This is a genomic window from Streptomyces roseifaciens (assembly GCF_001445655.1).
In the GTDB taxonomy this organism is placed as follows: domain Bacteria; phylum Actinomycetota; class Actinomycetes; order Streptomycetales; family Streptomycetaceae; genus Streptomyces; species Streptomyces aureoversilis.
In genome coordinates, this window is the sequence record NZ_LNBE01000002.1 from 571,147 (window position 1) to 588,121 (window position 16,975).

A 16,975-nucleotide genomic window follows, 5' to 3' on the forward strand; every position below is an offset into this window, starting at 1 on the left:
GGCGCCCCGCAGGCAGGACCGAAGGAGGCAGGACCATGGCCACCGGCACCGCACCCGGCCCCATGCGCGTACTCGTGCTCGGCGCGTCGCTGCGCAGCGATTCGCTCAACGCCCGGCTGGCCGCGCTCGTGGCCCGTCTGGTCCGCGACGAGGCCGGGGCGGACGTCGACCACGCCCACATGGACGAGTTCTCGATGCCGCTCTACAACGGTGACGCCGAGATCGCCGAGGGCGTGCCGCCCGGAGCGCTCGCGCTGCGCGACCGCCTGGCCGCGTGCGACGCCCTGGTGATCTCCTCGCCGGAGTACAACGCCTCGCTGCCCGGCGGGCTGAAGAACGCCATCGACTGGGTCTCCCGCGTCCGCCCCCAGCCGTTCAAGGACAAGCAGGCCCTGCTGGTCTCGGCGTCACCGTCCATGGTCGGCGGGAACCGCGGGCTGTGGGCGCTGCGGATCCCGCTCGAACACCTGGGGGCGCGCGTCTACCCCGACATGTTCAGCCTCGCCAAGGCGCACGAGGGCTTCACCGCCGACGGCGACCTCGCCGAGAGCGCGCTCCACGAGCGGCTGGTGGAATCGGTGACGTCGTTCCTGCGGCTGGTCGAGGCGGACACGCGCTACGTCTGCCTGCGCCGGCGCTGGTACGAGTTCCTCGGTGACTGCACGGACGCCCCGGTCACCCAGCGGGCCCAGGACTGACGGGCAGGGCGGGACGGAAGGGCGGGGTTCAGCAGCCCGCCGCGTTGGCGAGCTCCGCCACCGCGAGCGCGCAGCCCCACGACACCGTGACGCCCGCGCCGCCGTGCCCGTAGTTGTGAATCAGCCTCGCGCCGTTCGGCAGCCGGTCGGTTTCCAGCCGCGCCGGGGAGCGGGCCGGACGCAGCCCGACCCGGTGGGCGAGGACGCGCGCCCCGGCCAGACGCGGATGCGCGCGGGCGCAGCGGCCGACGATCGACCGCGCCGTGCCGGGCGAGGGGGTGCGGTCCCAGACGTGCGCCCGCGCGGTGCCGCCGAGGACGACCCCGTACGGCTGCGGGAGGACGTAGAGGATCTCGCCCGTGCCGTGGTCCTCCGCGGCCAGCCACTCGTCCACGCCGGGGTTCTCCACGACGACGACCTGACCCTGCACGGGGTGCACCAGCGGGTCGGGCACCAGGTCGCGGGCGCCGAGGCCGGTGCAGTTCACGACGAGCGGTGCCGCCCGCCCCGCTTCGGCCAGGTCCGGCACGTCCCGGCCGGTGACGGTGCCGCCCGCGGCCGTGAGCCGGCGCTGGAGATATCCGAGATATGCCGTCATGTCCACCAAAGGGGTGCGGGCCCGGAGGCCGTGGCCGTACCCCGGGGGCAGCTCTCCGGGCCCGGCCGGCCGGAGCCCGGGGACGCCGGCCGTCCAAGGCCCCTGCTCTTCCGGTGCCGTGCTCGCATGGGTGCCGTCGACCAGCCGGACGCCCGTCTCCCCGGGCCGCGCGGCGAGGCCGGACAGCACCCGGAAGGACTCCAGCGACCAGGCGGCGACCGCCTCCTCGGGCTCGATCCGGTACGGCCACCAGAGGCCGCCGGCCACCGCGGACGTGGTGTCCGCGGCCCGCTCGCGGCTCCACACCCCGACCCGCCGCCCGGCCTCCGCCAGCACCACGGCAGCGGTCAGCCCGATGACCCCCGACCCCACGACGATCGCATCGCCCGCCATGCCCACACCGTACCCCCGTGTCCGGAACCTCTTTCCCCGGTTATCGGTGCTGTTGACTTCTCCGCCGCCCTGTGGAATTGATTCCCCACCCGGATCCGGCTTTTCGCCATTCCCCGGATTCCTCAGATTCCTCTCGTTCCCCGTCCCCGGTCCCCTGTCCCCAGCCACAGGAGCGACATGTCCAGATCCAGAGTTCTCTTCCTCTGCGGCGCGGCAATAGCGGCGATATGCGGCCCGGTGCTGCCCGCGCACGCGGCGGCCCCCGGGATCACCGTGCCGCCCGATAAAATCGTGATCGAGGTCGCCACGGTCAACGGTTCCGGGTGCCCCGCCGGCTCCGCCGCCGTGGGCGTCTCCCTCGACAACACGGCCTTCACCGTCACCTACAGCAAGTACCTCGCCCAGGTGGGCCTGGGCGCGAAGCCGACGGATTTCCGCAAGAACTGTCAGCTGAATCTGATCGTCCATGTGCCGCACGGATTCACGTATGCCGTCGCCAGCGTCGACTACCGCGGATATGCCCAGCTCGAACCCGGCGCCACGGGCGAGCAGAAAGCCTCGTACTACTTCCAGGGGCAGTCGCAGACCACGGCCAAGTCCCATCAGTTCAAGGGCGCGCTCGACGACAACTGGCAGGCGACCGACACCAACGAAATCGCACAGTACGTGTGGGCGCCGTGCGGGGAACGGCGCAACTTCAACATCAACACCGAGCTGACGGTCAACGCCGGCACCTCCGACCCCACGAAGACCACCAGCTTCATGGCCATGGACTCCACGGACACCGCCATCAACACCCTCTACCGCCTCGCCTGGAAGGAGTGCCCGCCGAAGCGGTAGCCGCCCCGGGGTTGTGGGAACCGCACAGGTACCCCTCGCCGGGACTGGAGCCGGCCCCGCTGTCCGGAAACGCGTGGGACGGACGAGGATGAACGGGTGCTCGATACCCTCGATCCGGCGGACCCCGACTTCGCACGCGACCCGTACCCCTACTACGCACGGCTGCGCACGACGGGCCCCGCGGCGCGGGTGGCGCTGGCCAACGGCACGGAGGCCTGGCTGGTCACCGGCTACCGGCAGGCCCGGGAAGTGCTCGCCGACCCGCGCTTCTCGAACGTGCCCCCGCGCGCCGCGGGCCGCCCCAAACCCGACTCGCCGGCACAGCGCGCCCGCGGCTGCCTCGCCCGCCACATGCTCAACACCGACGCCCCGGACCACACCCGGCTGCGCCGGCTGACCACGGCCGCGTTCACCCCGCGCCGGGTCGACGCCCTGCGCCCCCGCATCGAACACCTCACGGCGGAGCTGGTGGCGGACGTGGCCGCGGGGCTGGCCCGCGAGGGCACCGCCGACCTCGTCGACGCCTTCGCCTTCCCCCTGCCGGTCCTCGTCATCGGCGAGGTGCTCGGCGTGCCCGCCGCGGACCGGGCGGACCTGCGCACCTGGACGTACCGCGTCGGCTCGCCCGCCGACGCCCTGCCCGCCGGAGCCGTCGACGAGGCATGGACATCCCTCCATGCCTACTTCACCGCCCTCATCGCGCACAAGCGCCGGATACCCGGGGACGACCTCTTCAGCGCCCTGATCCACGATGCGGGCGAGGGCGGGCTGGACGACGGCGAGCTGCTCGCGATGGCGTTCCTGCTGCTCTTCGCCGGCTACGAGACGACCATGAACCTGCTGGCGTCCGCCTCGCTCCTGCTGCTCACCCACCCCCGGGAGCTGGTCGCCGCCCGGCAGGGCGGCCCCGGGGCCTGGGCCGCCGTGGCCGAGGAGGCCCTGCGGCACGCGAGCCCCCTGGAGGGGACGACGTGGCGGCGCACGACCGAGGAGATCGACCTGGGCGAGGGCGTGGTCCTGCCGGCCGACGCCTCGGTCCTCGTGGTCCTCGCCGCAGCCAACCGCGATCCGGAGGCCTTCCCCGAACCGGACGCGTTCCGGCCCGCCCGCTACGCCGCAGCCGGCGAAAGGGGCGGCGACGGGACTGGCAACAAGGCCGGCGAAAGGGCCGCGCCCCACGCCGCCTTCGGTCACGGCCCGCACTTCTGCCTCGGTTCGCGACTGGCCCGGCTGGAAGCGGAGATCGCCCTTCCGATGCTGTTCGGCGAGGGCTCCCGGATGCCGGAGTTCTCCCTCGCGGCCGACCCCGCCCTGCTTCCCTACCGCCCCGGCCTCCTGGTCCGCGGCCCGCGGCACCTCCCCGTCCGCGCGACGCCGCCCGGCTGCACACGAACCGGCTGATTCCGCCCCCGGGTTGACGTGGGCCGGCCGCCCGCCGGCCCACCGTCCGGGGTGGCGGGAGGGACGTTCTTCCCCTGCCCGTGCCCATGGGCTCTACAGTGGCCTGTGCCTTTGTGTGCTGCCAGGGAGGAAGTGCGTAGTGGTCGACACGGCCCGGGGTTGTGTGCTGTTACTGGACGGTACGCCTGACCGGCGACGAGGTGTCCTGCCGAATCCGACCGCACATGCCATTGCGGGCGCCAATCCCCGCCGCTTCCTCGCCGCGGGCGCCGTCGACGTCGTGCAACTGCCCGCCGTGGAGGGGCCGCAGAGCGCCCTGGCCTATCTGCAGCACGCCGCGGCCGTGCCCGGCCCGCTCCTGGTCTGGGTGACCGGACGGCTGATGATCCCGGCCCGCCGCGGCGGCGAGCTCCACCTCGCCCTGCCCGGCAGCACCCCGGCCACCGTCCGCTACACCGGCCTGCCCTGGGCCTGGCTGCTGCGCACCCTGCAGGCCCACGCGGGCCCGGTGCTGGTGCTGGCCGACCTGGAGGCCGACCCGGCCTCCCGGCCGCACGTGGAGAGCGGCGCGCACTCCGGGGAACTCTCACAGGGCGTCCCGCTGTTCGGCGTCGTCCACCCCGTCCCGCCGGTCGCCGCGCGCGAAGCGGGCCCGTACACGCGGGCGCTCCTCGAAGCGCTGCAGACCGGAGACCCCCGTGCCGGCGCCGTGCTCGACGCGTCCGCCCTGCACCAACGGGCCCTGCTCGGGGCGGGACTGGGCGCGGAGACGCTGCCCCTGCAGTGGGGCGTGCCGGGACCGGTCCTGGCCAACGTCGCCGCGGCCGCCCGTCCACGCCCCCGGCCCCGGCCCCGGCCCCGGCCCGCGGCGGCACCTGCCCCGGCCCCGGTGCCGCACCCTGCGCCGGTGCAGCAGCCCGCGGCCCGCGCGGTGTCCGTGGCGCCCGCCCCCGCCCCCGCAGAAGAGCAGGTCCCGCCCCAGGACGACCTGCTGCCGGTCATCCTCGCAGCCGCCCACGCCGGGCGGCACAACGAGGCCGCGGCCATGGCCGCGGCGGGCGAGCAGCAGGCCTTGCGCCGCCACGGCCCGGACAGCCCCGAGGCGGGTCTGTGGGTCGAGGTCCGCGCGGACCTCGCGCGCATGGCGGGCGACCACGCGCGGGCCGCCGAGCTGTGGATGACGGCCGCAGGCGTACGCCTGGGCCGCAGCGGACCGGCCGACGAGGAGGCCCTGGCCGCGGTGAAGCGGGCGCACTACTGCTGGCAGCACAGCGGCGACGGGGCGCTCCGCCTTGCCCCCGCCCTGCTCGCGCTGTGGGAGCGGATTCCCGGGGGCGAGGGCGCGGCCGAGCACATCCGTACGCGCCTGCAGGAAGCGGAGGAGTCCTGGCCCGGGGTGGCTCGCTGATGCCTCGTCAGGCGCTGCGGCTCTCCGGTACGGCGGCCAGGGCCTGCGGCCCGCGCACGGCCTCACGCCGCCGGAGCTCGTGCAGGGACCTCATGACGGGAGCTTGTAGAGCCGCCGCGCGGTTTCCGATCCGATCAGCCCGGCGATCCGGGGCACCTCGGCTGCGGGCCACGCACCCTCACCGGCCCACGTCTCCGTCAACTGCCCCAGCGCGCGGGTGAACAGGCGGGCGCCGACGACGTACAGCTCCGGCAGCCCGTAGGCGTCGGTGGAGAACATGACCTTCCCGAACGGGGCGAGCTCCAGCACCTCCGCGAGGACGGCCGTGGCGCGCGCCCCGGTGTACGAGAGGGTCAGTCCGACGTCGGCGTGGACGTGCGGGAACACCTGGGCCAGATAGGCCGCGTTGCGGTGGTACGGGTAGGCGTGCAGCAGGACCAGCGGGCAGCCCGTCGGCCGCACCGCCTTGATGAAGCCGGTGAGGAGCGCCGGGTCGCTGCGGTGGAGGCTCAGGTCGGGGTCGCCGAAGCCGGTGTGGATCTGCAGGGGCAGCGCGGTCGCGGCCGCCGTCCACAGCAGGTGGCGCAGGAGGACGGGGTCGTGGAGGCGGCCGCCGGGCTCCCGCGCGGCCAGCCAGCCGTCCGTGGCGGCCCGCAGCTCCCCGGGGCCCGGCGGCGCCGGGTCGAAGTCGAGTCCGTGGCGGTAGGCGGCCACCGACTTGAAGCCCGCGGCGGTGCGGGCCGCCGCGTGCACCGCTTCCTGCAGGCCGTCGAGGAACTCCCGGCCGGTTCCGGCCTTGTCGGCCGTGTGCTCGGCGAGGGTCTCCAGCCGCACGATCTCGTGGGCGCGTCCGCCGCCTGCGCGGGCGAGCTCGTGGTGGGTGGTGAGGTCGTCGGCCAGGCCGGTGTCGACGACGTAGTCGGTGATGCCGGTGGCGCCGAGCAGCCGCCGGTTCACCTCGTCGGCGCCCAGCTCGGCGCGCCGGGCCAGGTAGTCGGCGGGCGGGCAGTGGGCCGGGAGGCCGAGGAGCGGCGGGCACCAGCGGCGCACGGCGAAGCCCAGCTGGCTGTCGAAGAACGTGGTGCCGTCGGCGGCCGGTGCGTCGGACTCCGTCAGGTACGCCGTGAAGCGGGAGCCGGTGAGCGGGCCCCGGGCCACGCCGTGGCAGTGGTGGTCCACCAGCCCGCCGCCGGGGGGCTGTCCGGCGGGCGGTGCGGTCGCTGTCCGGTTCGCCATGGCTGCCGCCTTCTTCACGACGTCGGGTAGGGACGGATCGGTCGGGGTCGGTGGCTTCGGGCCGGTACCGGGTCAGTAGCGGTGCCGGAGGTCCGCGACGACGGCTTCCGGGGCGTGGTGCTGCAGGCGCGCGTGCTCGCCTTCGCGGACGGCGAGGAAGGCCTCGTAGAGGGGCTCTCCGAGGGCCTCGCGCAGGAGGGCCGAGCCGCGGAAGTGCTCGAGCGCCTCCGGCAGGCCGGCCGGCAGGCGGGGAACCCCGGCGTGCGTGACCGCCGGATCGCCGCTGACGGGGGCCGGCAGGGTGTCCTGACGGTCGATGCCGTCGAGTCCGGCGGCGATGACCGCGCCGGCCACCAGGTACGGGTTGGCCGTCGCGTCGATGCACTTGATCTCGGCGTTGGCGCCCTGGAGGTCCTTCGCCGGGCCGGGAATGAAGCGGAGGGCGGCCTCTCGGTTCTCGGGCCCCCAGCACTGGAAGACCCCGGCCCACATGGACGGCGCGAGCCGCAGGTAGCCGGCGGGGTGCGGGGAGGTGACGGCCAGCAGCTCGGGAAGCGCGCGGAGGACGCCGGCGAGGAACGCCTCGCCGGTCCGCGTCATCCCCAAGGGGCCGTCGCCGCCGCGGCACAGATTGGCGCCGTCCTTCCAGAGGCTGAGGTGGAGGTGCGCGCCGTTGCCCACGGCCCCGTGCTCGACCACCGGGGCGAACGTGGCGTGCAGGCCGTGGTGCGCGGACACGGCGCGGATCGTCTCCCGTACGAGAACCGCGTCGTCGGCGGCGGCCACCGGGCCCGACGGGGCGGTGGAGACCTCGAACTGGCCGGGGGAGTACTCCGGATGGATCTGCAGCACGTCGATGCCCTGGGCGGCCAGGGCCTGCAGGACGTCGCGCACGTAGCCGGAGAGACCGGTGATGCGGGTCATGCCGTAGGCCGGGCCGGGGCCGGCGTAGCGCCGGGCGTGGCCGGGTGCCTCCGGCCCGTCCCCCTCGCCGTCCGCTCCCGTCGCGTGGGTGACGACCCATTCGGTCTCGTAGCCCATGCGCAGTTCGAGGCCGGACCGCGCGGCCCGCTCGGCCATGCGCCGCGCGAACCCGCGCTGACAGGCCGCGTAGGGAGCGCCGTCCTGTTCGAAGCGGTCGGCCGGGGCCCAGGCCCAGCCCGGCTGGGCGGCCAGGACGGTCAGCCGGTCGAGGTCGGGGAAGAGGCGCAGGTCCCCGTCGGGCCCGCCGATGTGGGCGCTGGTGACGGCGGAGTCGTCGCTGAGGTACACGTCGAAGACGGGGGACATGCCGACGCCCCACTGCGCCGCGTGGGCGAGCCGGGCGGTGGGGACGGCCTTGACGCGCACGATGCCCGCGTTGTCGACCCAGGTCAGCGCGACGCCGTGGATGTCCTTGGCCGTCAGGCGCGCCGCCTCCTGGCGCGCTGCCGAGGCCGCGGCCTCGTGCGGTGGTGTGTCCAACGCTCGCTCCCGGGTGCCGGTGCCCTCAACTGCCCTGTGCGGGCCATTACACCGTACGGTGGCGGGCCCGGCGGGCAAAGGACGCCCCGGGAACCGCAGGCCGGGGCGGTCACGCCGTGATCGGGTGTTTGGGCCCGCCGGGACGCGGTATCCGCAGGGCGAGGTTCTCCATGACTGATGAGGCAGACACACCCGACGAGACCGGCACGGGCCCGGAAGCGGGAACACGGCCGGACCTCACCGCAGCCCAGGTACTCCGCGCGGCCCGCGAGCAGTTCGCCGAACTGACCGGGCTGCAGCCCGAAGGCGTCTCCCGGTTCGAGCGGACCGAGGACGGCTGGACGGTGGAGGCCGAGGCGGTCGAGGTCGCCCGGATCCCCGAGACGATGAGCGTCATGGCGCTCTACGAGCTCACCCTCGGCCCCGACGGCCTGCTCACCGGCTACCGCCGCGTCCGGCGCTACGAGCGCGGCAGGTCCGACGCCCGCTGAGCATCGTGCTTGCGGGCGAGCCGGGCGGCACGAGCCCCCGGGCGGTCCGGGCCGCCGTGCGCCGGTCGCGTCGCGACGAGAGAACAATGACGAGAGGAAACCGCCCGAGATGAGCGTTGTCCCTGCGCAACCGGGCACCGGCTCCGCCGGCGGCACCAGCGGTCTCTACGACGTGATCGAACTGGTGCTGGACCGCGGGCTGGTCATCGACGCGTTCGTACGCGTCTCACTGGTCGGCATCGAGATCCTGAAGATCGACGTACGCGTCGTCGTCGCCAGTGTCGACACCTACCTGCGCTTCGCCGAGGCCTGCAATCGCCTCGACCTGGAATCCGGACCCCACAAGAGCGCCGGCCTGCCCGAACTCGTGGGCGAGGTCACCGAGAGCGGCGCCCACGGCAAGACCAAGGGCGCCCTGTCCGGCGCCGCGCAGACCGTCTCCGACGCCCTGCACCAGGTGCGCGACCGCGGCGAGGAGACGAGCCGCAGCCGCCGCTCCACCTCCCGCAAGAAGGAGGACACCGAGTGACCACCTACGTCTACGGCATCGCGCGCGCCGGCAGCACCGACCTGCCCGACGGCCTCACCGGCATCGGGGACCCGCCACGCCCCGTACGGGTGGTGAGCCGGGACGGACTGGCCGCGGTCGTCAGCGACTGCCCCGAGCAGCTGCGCCCCAAGCGCCGCGACCTGCTGGCCCACCAGCAGGTGCTGGCGGCGGCCGGCCGCCGCACCCCCGTGCTGCCGATGCGCTTCGGCAGCGTCTCCGACAGCGACGACAAGGTGGCCGAGGTGCTGTCCGAGCACTCCGGCCGCTACGAGGAACAGCTCGACCGGCTCGCCGGCCGCGTCGAGTACAACGTCAAGGTCCTGCACCGGGAGGACGCCGCCCTGCACCTCGTCCTCGCCGGGAACGCCGGTCTGCGGACCCTGGCCGAGGCCAACAGGGCCGCCGGCGGAGGCTCCTACGAACAGCGCCTGCGCTTCGGCGAGATGGTCGCGAACAGCATGCGCGAACGCGAGGCCCTGGACGCCGGGCTGGTGCGCGACGCGCTGGTACCCCTGGCCGAGGAGCACTGCGACGGCCCGGAGAGCGCGGGCTGGTTCCTGAACGTGTCCTTCCTCGTGGAGGAGTCCGCGGCCCGGCGGCTGCTGGAGGAGGCCGGGCGGCTCGGCGAGCGCCACCCGCAGCTGGACATCAAGGTCAACGGTCCGCTCCCGCCGTACAGCTTCGCGACGTGATCACCTTCGTGGGCTGGGTGCTGCGCCGGGTCGTCGCCGAGGCCGAGCGCCTCCACCACGACCCGGCGGCCGTCCGGCGCGAACTCGAGGTGCTCGAGGAGCAGCTGGTGAGCGGCGCCATCGACGAGGAGGAGTTCGACCGGCGCGAGGACGCCCTGCTGGACCGCATGGAAGCGGTCCGGCAGCAGCCCGGAGGAGGTGCGGCATGACCGGCCGGTCCCAGACGTCGCTCTCCGGCGGCGGCAGCTCGGCGAACCTCGCCGACATCCTGGAGCGCGTGCTCGACAAGGGCATCGTCATCGCCGGCGACATCCGCGTCGACCTCCTCGACATCGAGCTCCTCACCATCAGGCTGCGCCTGGTCGTCGCCTCCGTCGACAAGGCCAGGGAGATGGGCATTGACTGGTGGGAGAGCGATCCCTCCCTGTCCTCGGGAGCCCGCCGGCGCGCCATGGACGCGGAGAACGCACGGCTGCGGTCCCGTATCGCCGAACTCGAAGCACACGACGGGCTCGAAGAGCTCGAAGGACCCGAAAGGAGGAGTTCCGGTGAACCGTGACCGTACGGAACTGCTGTACGCCTATGCCGTCCTGCGGGACACCGGTGCCGCCGGGAGCCGGCTGGAGACGGTCACCGGCGTGGCCGGCGAGCCGGTGCGTGCGGTGCGGGAAGGCGGTCTCGCGGCCCTGGTGGGGCCCGTCCCCGTCGCCGAGTTCGACGAGGAGGGGCTGCGCGAGCGGCTGGAGGACCTCGCCTGGCTGGAGCACGTCGCGCGCGGTCACCAGCGGGTGGTCGACGCGGCGTCGGCCGGTGCCCCGTGCGTCCTGCCGCTGCGGCTCGCGACCGTCTACCGCGACGAGGCCGGCGTGCGCAGCATGCTGACGTCCCGGCACGCCGCGTTCGGTGCCGCCCTCGACCGGCTGGAGGGCCGCGCCGAGTGGGGGGTCAAGATCCACACGGTGGCGGAGGGCGCCGGCGGGCCGCCGGCCGCCCCGCCCCCGGGCCCGCCTTCCCGGGCCCGCCGACGAGCGCCGCGCGCCGCCACGTCCGGCCGCGACTACCTCCGGCAGCGCGCCGCGGAACGGCAGGCGCGCGAGGAGGAGTGGCGGCACGTGGACGAGGCCGCGCGCGGCATCCACGCCGCCCTCGCCACCCTCGCGGAGGAGACCCGGCTCTACCCTCCGCAGAACCCCCGCCTCACCGGGCACCCGGGCCGCAACGTCCTCAACGCCGCCTACCTCGTGCCCCGAGAGCGCGGCCCCGCCTTCACCGCCGCCGTCGCCGGGCTGGCCGGCCGTGCGCCCCGGGACGGGCTGCGCGTGGAGCTGACCGGGCCGTGGGCGCCGTACTCGTTCGTCACCGGCGAGCCCTCGCGGGAACCCGTCCACGACGCGGGCACGCCGTGACCGGCGCCGGCGGCGGCCCCCTCGCCGAGCGGCGCCTGTCGCTGCTCGACCTCCTCGACCGGCTGCTCGCGGGCGGCGTCGTGCTGGCCGGGGACCTCACCCTGAGCATCGCCGACGTCGACCTCGTCCGCGTCGACCTGCGCGCCCTCATCAGCTCGGTCGACGGGGAGGAACAGCCATGACGACGCGCCGCCTGGAGCTCGACGAGGAAGCCGTCGAACGCGACCTCGTCACGATCGTGCTGACCGTGGTGGAACTCCTGCGCCGGCTGATGGAGGCGCAGGCGCTGCGCCGGGTGGAGCTGGGCGGGCTGGGCGAGGAGCAGGAGGAGCGCCTCGGCCTCACGCTGATGCTGCTGGAGCGGCGCATGCAGGAGCTGTGCGCGCACTACGGCCTGGAGCTGCGCGACCTGAACCTCGACCTCGGCCCGCTGGGCTCCCTGCTGCCGCGCGAGTGAGCCGCCGCCCCACCCGTCCGAATGGCCCATCCCTGGTTTGTGCGACCGCGGCCACGGCTACACACGTGGCGCCCGCCGCAACGGGCACGGGCCCACGGAGGGGCGATGCCGCAGCTGGAGCAGGAGAGACCCGAGGGGACGGCGGAGACCGCCGACAGTCCGCACCTCCGGCTGGGCAACAGAATGCTCACCTACCTCACCACCACCGATCACAAGGTGATCGGAAACATGTATCTGGTGACCGCCTTCTGCTTCTTCCTGTTCGCCGGGCTGATGGCGATGGTGATGCGGGCGGAGCTGGCCCGGCCGGGGCTGCAGATCGTCAGCACCGCGCAGTACAACCAGCTGGTCACCATGCACGGCACCGTCATGATGCTGCTGTTCGCCACGCCCATGTTCGCCGGGTTCGCCAATGCCGTGATGCCCCTGCAGATCGGCTCCCCGGACGTGGCCTTCCCCCGCCTCAACGCGATGACCTTCTGGCTGTTCCTCCTCGGCGGCCTGATCGTCGTCTCCGGATTCGTCGTGCCCGGCGGGGCCGCGTCCTTCGGGTGGTTCGCCTACGCCCCGCTCAACAGCGCCGTCTTCTCGCCCGGCGCCGGCGGCGACCTGTGGGCGATGGGCCTGGTGGTCGCGGGCCTGAGCACCACCCTGGGCTCGGTGAACTTCATCGCCACCATCGTCTGCCTGCGCGCGCCCGGCCTCACGATGTTCCGCATGCCGGTCTTCACCTGGAACATCCTCTTCACCTCGATCCTGGCGCTGCTCGCCTTCCCGGTGCTGACCGCGGCCCTGCTGGCCCTGGAGGCGGACCGGAAGTTCGGGGCGCACGTCTTCGACGCGGCCAACGGCGGCGCGGTGCTGTGGCAGCACCTGTTCTGGTTCTTCGGCCACCCCGAGGTCTACATCGTCGCCCTGCCGTTCTTCGGCGTGATCACCGAGATCATCCCGGTCTTCAGCCGCAAGCCGCTCTTCGGCTACGCCGGAATGGTCGGCGCGACCATCGCCATCACCATGCTCTCGGCCAGCGTGTGGGCGCACCACATGTTCGCGACCGGCGCCGTCCTGCTGCCGTTCTTCTCGCTGATGTCCTTCCTGATCGCCGTCCCCACGGGAGTGAAGTTCTTCAACTGGATCGGCACCATGTGGCGCGGCAGCGTCTCCTTCGAGACCCCCATGCTGTGGGCGGTCGGCTTCCTCGTCACCTTCCTGCTCGGCGGGCTCAGCGGCGTCCTCATCGCCTCCCCGCCGCTCGACTTCCACGTCACCGACTCGTACTTCGTCGTCGCGCACCTGCATTACGTCCTCTTCGGCACGGTCGTCTTCGCCATGTTCGGCGGCTTCTACTTCTGGTGGCCCAAATGGACGGGGCGGATGCTCGACGAGCGCCTCGGCAGGATCCACTTCTTCACCCTCTTCGCCGGCTTCCAGATCACCTTCCTGGTACAGCACTGGCTCGGCGAGGAGGGCATGCCCCGGCGCTACGCCGACTACCTGGCCGCCGACGGATTCACCCTCATGAACACGGTCTCCTCCATCGGGTCGTTCCTGCTCGGCATCTCGACCCTGCCGTTCCTCTACAACGTGTGGCACACCGCCCGCCACGCGCCGAAGGTGACCGTGGACGACCCCTGGGGCTTCGGCCGGTCCCTGGAGTGGGCCACCAGCTGCCCGCCGCCGCGCCACAACTTCCACGCCCTGCCGCGGGTGCGGTCCGATTCCCCCGCCTTCGACCTGCACCACCCCGAAGCCCTGGAGGCGGCGGAGACGAGGAGCATCCCGAAGTGAAGACAGAGGCGGTCCTCTTCGCCGGCGTCGCCGGCTTCTTCCTCGCCACCGGAGCCGTCTACGTCTGGCTCTCCGGCCGTGAGCCCGCGGGGACCGCGGCGCTGGCGGTCTCCTTCGTCATGGCGTCGCTGATGGCGTTCTTCTTCGCCATGAACTACCGCCGCCGGGGCGCCCGGCCGGAGGACCGGAAGAAGGCCGACATCGCCGAGCGGGCGGGCCCCCTGGACTTCTTCCCGCCGCGCAGCGCCTACCCGGCCCTGACCGCCCTGGGCGCCGCCCTCTCGGCGCTGGGCATCGTCTTCGGCCTGTGGCTGTTCCTCATCGGCTTCGGCGTCCTGGCCGCGGGCGTGGGCGGGATGTCCTTCCAGTACGTCCAGCGCGACTAGGCGGAGCCGGCCGAGGCCGCCGGGCCGGCGGAGCGGCTACGTGCCCCGCTCGGCCGGCGCGTTCGGTCCCGCGGGCGGGGCCGGTTCGCCGGGCTCGACCGGGGCGGCGGTGCGTTCCTCGATCGCCCGCCGCTGCTCGGGCGTCACCGGGATCTCGACGCGGTCGCGGTAGTACCAGGAGCTCAGGGCCAGCCGCAGCCGCTGTCTGCGGGGCAGCTCCCCCGCGGGGGCCGCGAGCGGCCGCGGGATCTCACGCACCATCAGGCGGTAGCCGCGGGCGGCGGACAGCGGCTTGTGGCCCTCGCCGAGCCCGCCCTGGACGTCCTGCTCGACGTTCCCGCTCTCGTGGCCCTCGGTCAGCAGCGTGCGGTCGTGGGCCTGCAGGGCCAGACAGATCCGCCGGGTGGCCCAGAAGGCCAGCACCGGACCGGCGACCACCGCGATGCGGAAGATCCAGGTCAGGGTGTTGACGGAGACCCGGAAGGAGAACGCGATCACGTCGTTCCCGCCGGCGGCCAGCAGCACGGCGTAGAAGACGATGCCGGCCACTCCCAGGGCGGTCCGGGCGGGCTGGTTGCGGGGGCGGTCGCTCAGGTGGTGCTCGGTGCGGTCGCCCGACACCCATTTCTCGATGAAGGGGTACAGGTAGAGGGCCGTGAACAGCACGCCCGGCAGGACGACCGCAGGGATGAGCACGTTCCACATGAAGGTGTGCCCCCACAGCACGTTCTCCCACGGGGGCATGACGCGCAGGGCCCCCTCCAGGAACCCCACGTACCAGTCGGGCTGGGCGTCCGTCGCCACCTGGTCGGCGCGGTAGGGGCCGTAGGCCCACACGGGGTTGACCTGCGCGAGCGCGCCGAGCGCGGTCAGCAGGCCGAACAGCATCAGGAACAGCCCCGAGGACTTGGTGGCGAACTGGGGGAACATGGGCGTCCCGACCGCGTTGCGGTTGGTCCGGCCGCGCTCCGCCCAGTGGGTGTGCTTGAGGTAGACCACCAGGAGCAGGTGCACGGTGATCAGGGCGATCAGCACGCCGGGCACGAAGAGCACGTGCACGACGTACAGCCGGGGCATGATCACGTGTCCCGGGAACGGCCCGCGCCAGATGAACGAGCTCAGGTACGTGCCCACGACGGGGATCGACAGCACGATCGTGTGCGCCGTCCGCAGCCCGGTCCCGGACAGCAGGTCGTCGGGCAGCGAGTAGCCGGCGAACCCTTCGAGGAGCGCGAGGACGAAGAGCGTCAGCCCCACGATCCAGTTGACCTCCCGGGGCCTGCGGAAGGCGCCCGTGAAGAACACCCGCAGCATGTGCACGGCGATCGCGGCCACGAAGATCAGCGCGGCCCAGTGGTGGACCTGCCGCATGAGCAGCCCGCCGCGCACCTCGAAGCTCAGGTCGAGCGTCGAGAGGTAGGCCTGCGACATCCGCAGCCCCCGCAGCGGCTCGTAGGGCCCGTCGTACACGCTCTGCGTCATGCCCGGATCGAAGAAGAGCGTGAGGTAGGAGCCGGTGAGCACCAGGACGACGAAGCTGTAGAGGGCGAGCTCCCCCAGCAGGTACGACCAGTGGTCGGGGAACGCCTTGCGCAGCAGGGCCTTGGCCGCCTCGGCGGCCGGCAGGCGCCGGTCCAGCGCCACGAAGCCGGTCAGGGCCGCCTCCCGGACCTTCTCTTTCACCCGTCACGCTCCCTGTCGGATCCGGCTCCGGCACCCGCTTCCGCGCGCGGGACCGCGGCTGATGGGTAACCGGCGCGCCGGGAGCTCAACCGCGTGATCGCCGGGTGTCACCCGGAGCGCGCGGGCAGGAGGGGGCGGACGCCGGGTCGTCCGGCGTCCGCCCCCTCCCGTCACCTCACCGTCAGGAGGCCTGGCCGGGGATCTCGGCCCGCACCGTGCGGGCCGCCGTGACCAGGTTCTCCAGGGCCGCCCGGACCTCGGTCCAGCCGCGGGTCTTCAGGCCGCAGTCGGGGTTGACCCACAGGCGCTCGCCGGGGATCGCCTCCAGGCCCTTGCGCAGCAGCGCCGCCGCCTCGTCCGCCCCCGGGACGCGCGGGGAGTGGATGTCGTAGACGCCCGGGCCGACCTCGCGCGGGTAGCCGGCGACGGCCAGCTCCGCGGCGACCTGCATGTGCGAGCGGGCGGCCTCCAGGCTGATGACGTCGGCGTCGAGGTCGTCGATGGCCTGGAGGACGTCGCCGAACTCCGCGTAGCACATGTGCGTGTGGATCTGGGTGTCCGGCCGGACGCCGCTGGTGGACAGGCGGAACGACTCGGTCGCCCACGCGAGGTACCCGGCGTGGTCGGCTGCGCGCAGCGGCAGCGTCTCGCGCAGGGCGGGCTCGTCCACCTGGATCACCGACGTCCCGGCGGCCTCCAGGTCGTTCACCTCGTCGCGCAGGGCGAGGGCCACCTGGCGGGCGGTCTCGCCGAGCGGCTGGTCGTCGCGGACGAACGACCAGGCGAGCATGGTGACCGGGCCGGTCAGCATGCCCTTGACCGGGCGGCCCGCCACCGACTGGGCGAAGCGGGTCCAGCGCACGGTCATCGGCTCGGGGCGGGAGATGTCGCCGGCGAGGATCGGCGGGCGGACGTAGCGCGTGCCGTACGACTGGACCCAGCCGTGCTGCGTGGCCAGATAGCCCGTCAGCTGCTCGGCGAAGTACTGCACCATGTCGTTGCGCTCGGGCTCGCCGTGCACCAGGACGTCGATGCCGGCCTTCTCCTGGAAGGAGATGACCTCGCGGATCTCGGCCTCGATGCGCCGCTCGTACGCGGCCTCGTCGATCCGCCCGGCGCGCAGGTCGGCGCGGGCGGTGCGCAGCTCCGTCGTCTGCGGGAAGGAGCCGATGGTGGTGGTCGGCAGCAGCGGCAGGCCGAGGTGGGCGCGCTGCGCGGCCGCCCGCCGGGCGTACGGCTGCGAGCGGCGGCCGTCGGCGTCGGTGACGGCCGCGGCGCGGGGGGGGCGCGGGGGGGGGGGGGGGCGGGGGGGGGGGCGGAGCCGGCGCGGGAGGCCAGGTCGGCGCGGTTGGCGGCCAGTTCGGCCGCGATGGTGTCGGTGCCCTGCGCCAAGCCGCGGGCCAGGGTGACGACCTCATCGCGGCCGAACTGGCCGCCAACCGCGCCGACCTGGCCTCCCGCGCCGGCTCCGCCCCCCCCCCCGC

At 73.6% G+C, this 16,975-nt stretch carries 18 protein-coding genes and 1 pseudogene; 14 read left to right on the top strand and 5 right to left on the bottom strand.

Features of this window, described 5'->3' with window-relative positions; translation table 11 throughout:
* Positions 1–35 precede the first annotated feature (35 nt).
* A complete protein-coding gene (locus AS857_RS04120) occupies positions 36–698 on the top strand; it encodes an NADPH-dependent FMN reductase (protein WP_058041716.1) in 663 nt (220 codons plus the stop codon).
* Between the two features lie 28 nt (positions 699–726).
* Here AS857_RS04120 and AS857_RS04125 read toward each other — a convergent pair whose 3' ends face one another.
* Positions 727–1,689, bottom strand: a complete 963-nt coding sequence (locus tag AS857_RS04125) for an FAD-dependent oxidoreductase (protein ID WP_058041717.1) — start codon at positions 1,687–1,689, stop codon at positions 727–729.
* A 177-nt stretch (positions 1,690–1,866) separates the two neighbouring features.
* Here AS857_RS04125 and AS857_RS04130 point away from each other — a divergent pair, with 177 nt between their 5' ends.
* From AS857_RS04130 to AS857_RS04140, 3 genes are all read left to right on the top strand, one after another.
* Positions 1,867–2,529 (top strand): DUF4360 domain-containing protein, encoded by a 663-nt coding sequence (locus tag AS857_RS04130; RefSeq protein ID WP_058041718.1) that lies wholly within the window; start codon positions 1,867–1,869, stop codon positions 2,527–2,529.
* A 96-nt stretch (positions 2,530–2,625) separates the two neighbouring features.
* Positions 2,626–3,930 (top strand): cytochrome P450, encoded by a 1,305-nt coding sequence (locus AS857_RS04135; protein ID WP_058041719.1) that lies wholly within the window; start codon positions 2,626–2,628, stop codon positions 3,928–3,930.
* 139 nt (positions 3,931–4,069) lie between these two features.
* Entirely contained in the window at positions 4,070–5,338 is a 1,269-nt protein-coding gene (locus AS857_RS04140; protein WP_058041720.1) for a hypothetical protein, read from the top strand.
* Between the two features lie 90 nt (positions 5,339–5,428).
* On the opposite strand, the gene AS857_RS04145 is transcribed toward AS857_RS04140, so the two are convergent.
* Complete coding sequence (locus tag AS857_RS04145) at positions 5,429–6,574, bottom strand: amidohydrolase family protein (RefSeq protein WP_058041721.1); 1,146 nt, start codon at positions 6,572–6,574, stop codon at positions 5,429–5,431.
* Between the two features lie 72 nt (positions 6,575–6,646).
* Positions 6,647–8,038 carry a glutamine synthetase family protein gene (locus tag AS857_RS04150; RefSeq protein ID WP_058041722.1) on the bottom strand — a complete coding sequence of 464 codons (1,392 nt, stop codon included), beginning with the start codon at positions 8,036–8,038 and terminating at the stop codon, positions 6,647–6,649.
* Positions 8,039–8,208: 170 nt separating this feature from the next.
* On the opposite strand from AS857_RS04150, the gene gvpO reads away from it, so the two are divergent.
* The 10 genes from gvpO to ctaF all read left to right on the top strand — a co-directional run bounded on the left by gvpO (position 8,209) and on the right by ctaF (position 13,808).
* Positions 8,209–8,529 (top strand): gas vesicle protein GvpO, encoded by a 321-nt coding sequence (gvpO, locus tag AS857_RS37145; RefSeq protein ID WP_079110052.1) that lies wholly within the window; start codon positions 8,209–8,211, stop codon positions 8,527–8,529.
* Positions 8,530–8,638: 109 nt separating this feature from the next.
* A complete protein-coding gene (locus tag AS857_RS04160) occupies positions 8,639–9,058 on the top strand; it encodes a gas vesicle structural protein GvpA (RefSeq protein WP_058041723.1) in 420 nt (139 codons plus the stop codon).
* Positions 9,055–9,771 (top strand): GvpL/GvpF family gas vesicle protein, encoded by a 717-nt coding sequence (locus AS857_RS04165; protein WP_058041724.1) that lies wholly within the window; start codon positions 9,055–9,057, stop codon positions 9,769–9,771. The genes AS857_RS04160 and AS857_RS04165 overlap by 4 nt, the downstream gene beginning before the upstream one ends.
* Entirely contained in the window at positions 9,768–9,980 is a 213-nt protein-coding gene (locus AS857_RS04170; RefSeq protein WP_058041725.1) for a gas vesicle protein GvpG, read from the top strand. Before AS857_RS04165 ends, AS857_RS04170 begins: the two co-directional genes overlap by 4 nt.
* Positions 9,977–10,330: a gas vesicle protein gene (locus tag AS857_RS04175; RefSeq protein ID WP_058041726.1), complete on the top strand. Its 354-nt coding sequence runs from the start codon at positions 9,977–9,979 to the stop codon at positions 10,328–10,330. The genes AS857_RS04170 and AS857_RS04175 overlap by 4 nt, the downstream gene beginning before the upstream one ends.
* The gene (locus AS857_RS04180; protein WP_058041727.1) at positions 10,320–11,177 is read left to right on the top strand and encodes a GvpL/GvpF family gas vesicle protein; all 858 of its coding nucleotides are present in this window, start codon (positions 10,320–10,322) and stop codon (positions 11,175–11,177) included. The genes AS857_RS04175 and AS857_RS04180 overlap by 11 nt, the downstream gene beginning before the upstream one ends.
* A complete protein-coding gene (gene gvpJ / locus AS857_RS04185; RefSeq protein WP_058041728.1) occupies positions 11,174–11,359 on the top strand; it encodes a gas vesicle protein GvpJ in 186 nt (61 codons plus the stop codon). Before AS857_RS04180 ends, gvpJ begins: the two co-directional genes overlap by 4 nt.
* Positions 11,356–11,634, top strand: coding sequence for a gas vesicle protein K (locus AS857_RS04190; RefSeq protein WP_058041729.1), 279 nt, complete (start codon positions 11,356–11,358; stop codon positions 11,632–11,634). The genes gvpJ and AS857_RS04190 overlap by 4 nt, the downstream gene beginning before the upstream one ends.
* A gap of 105 nt (positions 11,635–11,739) precedes the next feature.
* Entirely contained in the window at positions 11,740–13,422 is a 1,683-nt protein-coding gene (ctaD, locus tag AS857_RS04195; RefSeq protein ID WP_058041730.1) for an aa3-type cytochrome oxidase subunit I, read from the top strand.
* Positions 13,419–13,808 carry an aa3-type cytochrome oxidase subunit IV gene (gene ctaF, locus AS857_RS04200; protein WP_058041731.1) on the top strand — a complete coding sequence of 130 codons (390 nt, stop codon included), beginning with the start codon at positions 13,419–13,421 and terminating at the stop codon, positions 13,806–13,808. Before ctaD ends, ctaF begins: the two co-directional genes overlap by 4 nt.
* Before the next feature lie 36 nt (positions 13,809–13,844).
* On the opposite strand, the gene qcrB is transcribed toward ctaF, so the two are convergent.
* Both qcrB and metE read right to left on the bottom strand, forming a co-directional pair.
* Positions 13,845–15,491, bottom strand: a complete 1,647-nt coding sequence (gene qcrB, locus AS857_RS04205) for a cytochrome bc1 complex cytochrome b subunit (protein WP_058041732.1) — start codon at positions 15,489–15,491, stop codon at positions 13,845–13,847.
* A gap of 181 nt (positions 15,492–15,672) precedes the next feature.
* Positions 15,673–16,907: pseudogene (gene metE / locus AS857_RS42035) on the bottom strand (5-methyltetrahydropteroyltriglutamate--homocysteine S-methyltransferase); the annotation flags it as partial.
* Between the last annotated feature and the right edge of the window lie 68 nt (positions 16,908–16,975).

Coding starts and splice junctions, on each gene's coding strand:
- AS857_RS04145 (WP_058041721.1), bottom strand. CDS start 6,574: ATGGCGAACCGGACAGCGACCGCACCGCCCGCCGGACAGCCCCCCGGC.
- gvpO (WP_079110052.1), top strand. CDS start 8,209: ATGACTGATGAGGCAGACACACCCGACGAGACCGGCACGGGCCCGGAA.
- AS857_RS04175 (WP_058041726.1), top strand. CDS start 9,977: ATGACCGGCCGGTCCCAGACGTCGCTCTCCGGCGGCGGCAGCTCGGCG.
- ctaD (WP_058041730.1), top strand. CDS start 11,740: ATGCCGCAGCTGGAGCAGGAGAGACCCGAGGGGACGGCGGAGACCGCC.
- AS857_RS04120 (WP_058041716.1), top strand. CDS start 36: ATGGCCACCGGCACCGCACCCGGCCCCATGCGCGTACTCGTGCTCGGC.
- AS857_RS04125 (WP_058041717.1), bottom strand. CDS start 1,689: ATGGCGGGCGATGCGATCGTCGTGGGGTCGGGGGTCATCGGGCTGACC.
- AS857_RS04160 (WP_058041723.1), top strand. CDS start 8,639: ATGAGCGTTGTCCCTGCGCAACCGGGCACCGGCTCCGCCGGCGGCACC.
- AS857_RS04190 (WP_058041729.1), top strand. CDS start 11,356: ATGACGACGCGCCGCCTGGAGCTCGACGAGGAAGCCGTCGAACGCGAC.
- AS857_RS04130 (WP_058041718.1), top strand. CDS start 1,867: ATGTCCAGATCCAGAGTTCTCTTCCTCTGCGGCGCGGCAATAGCGGCG.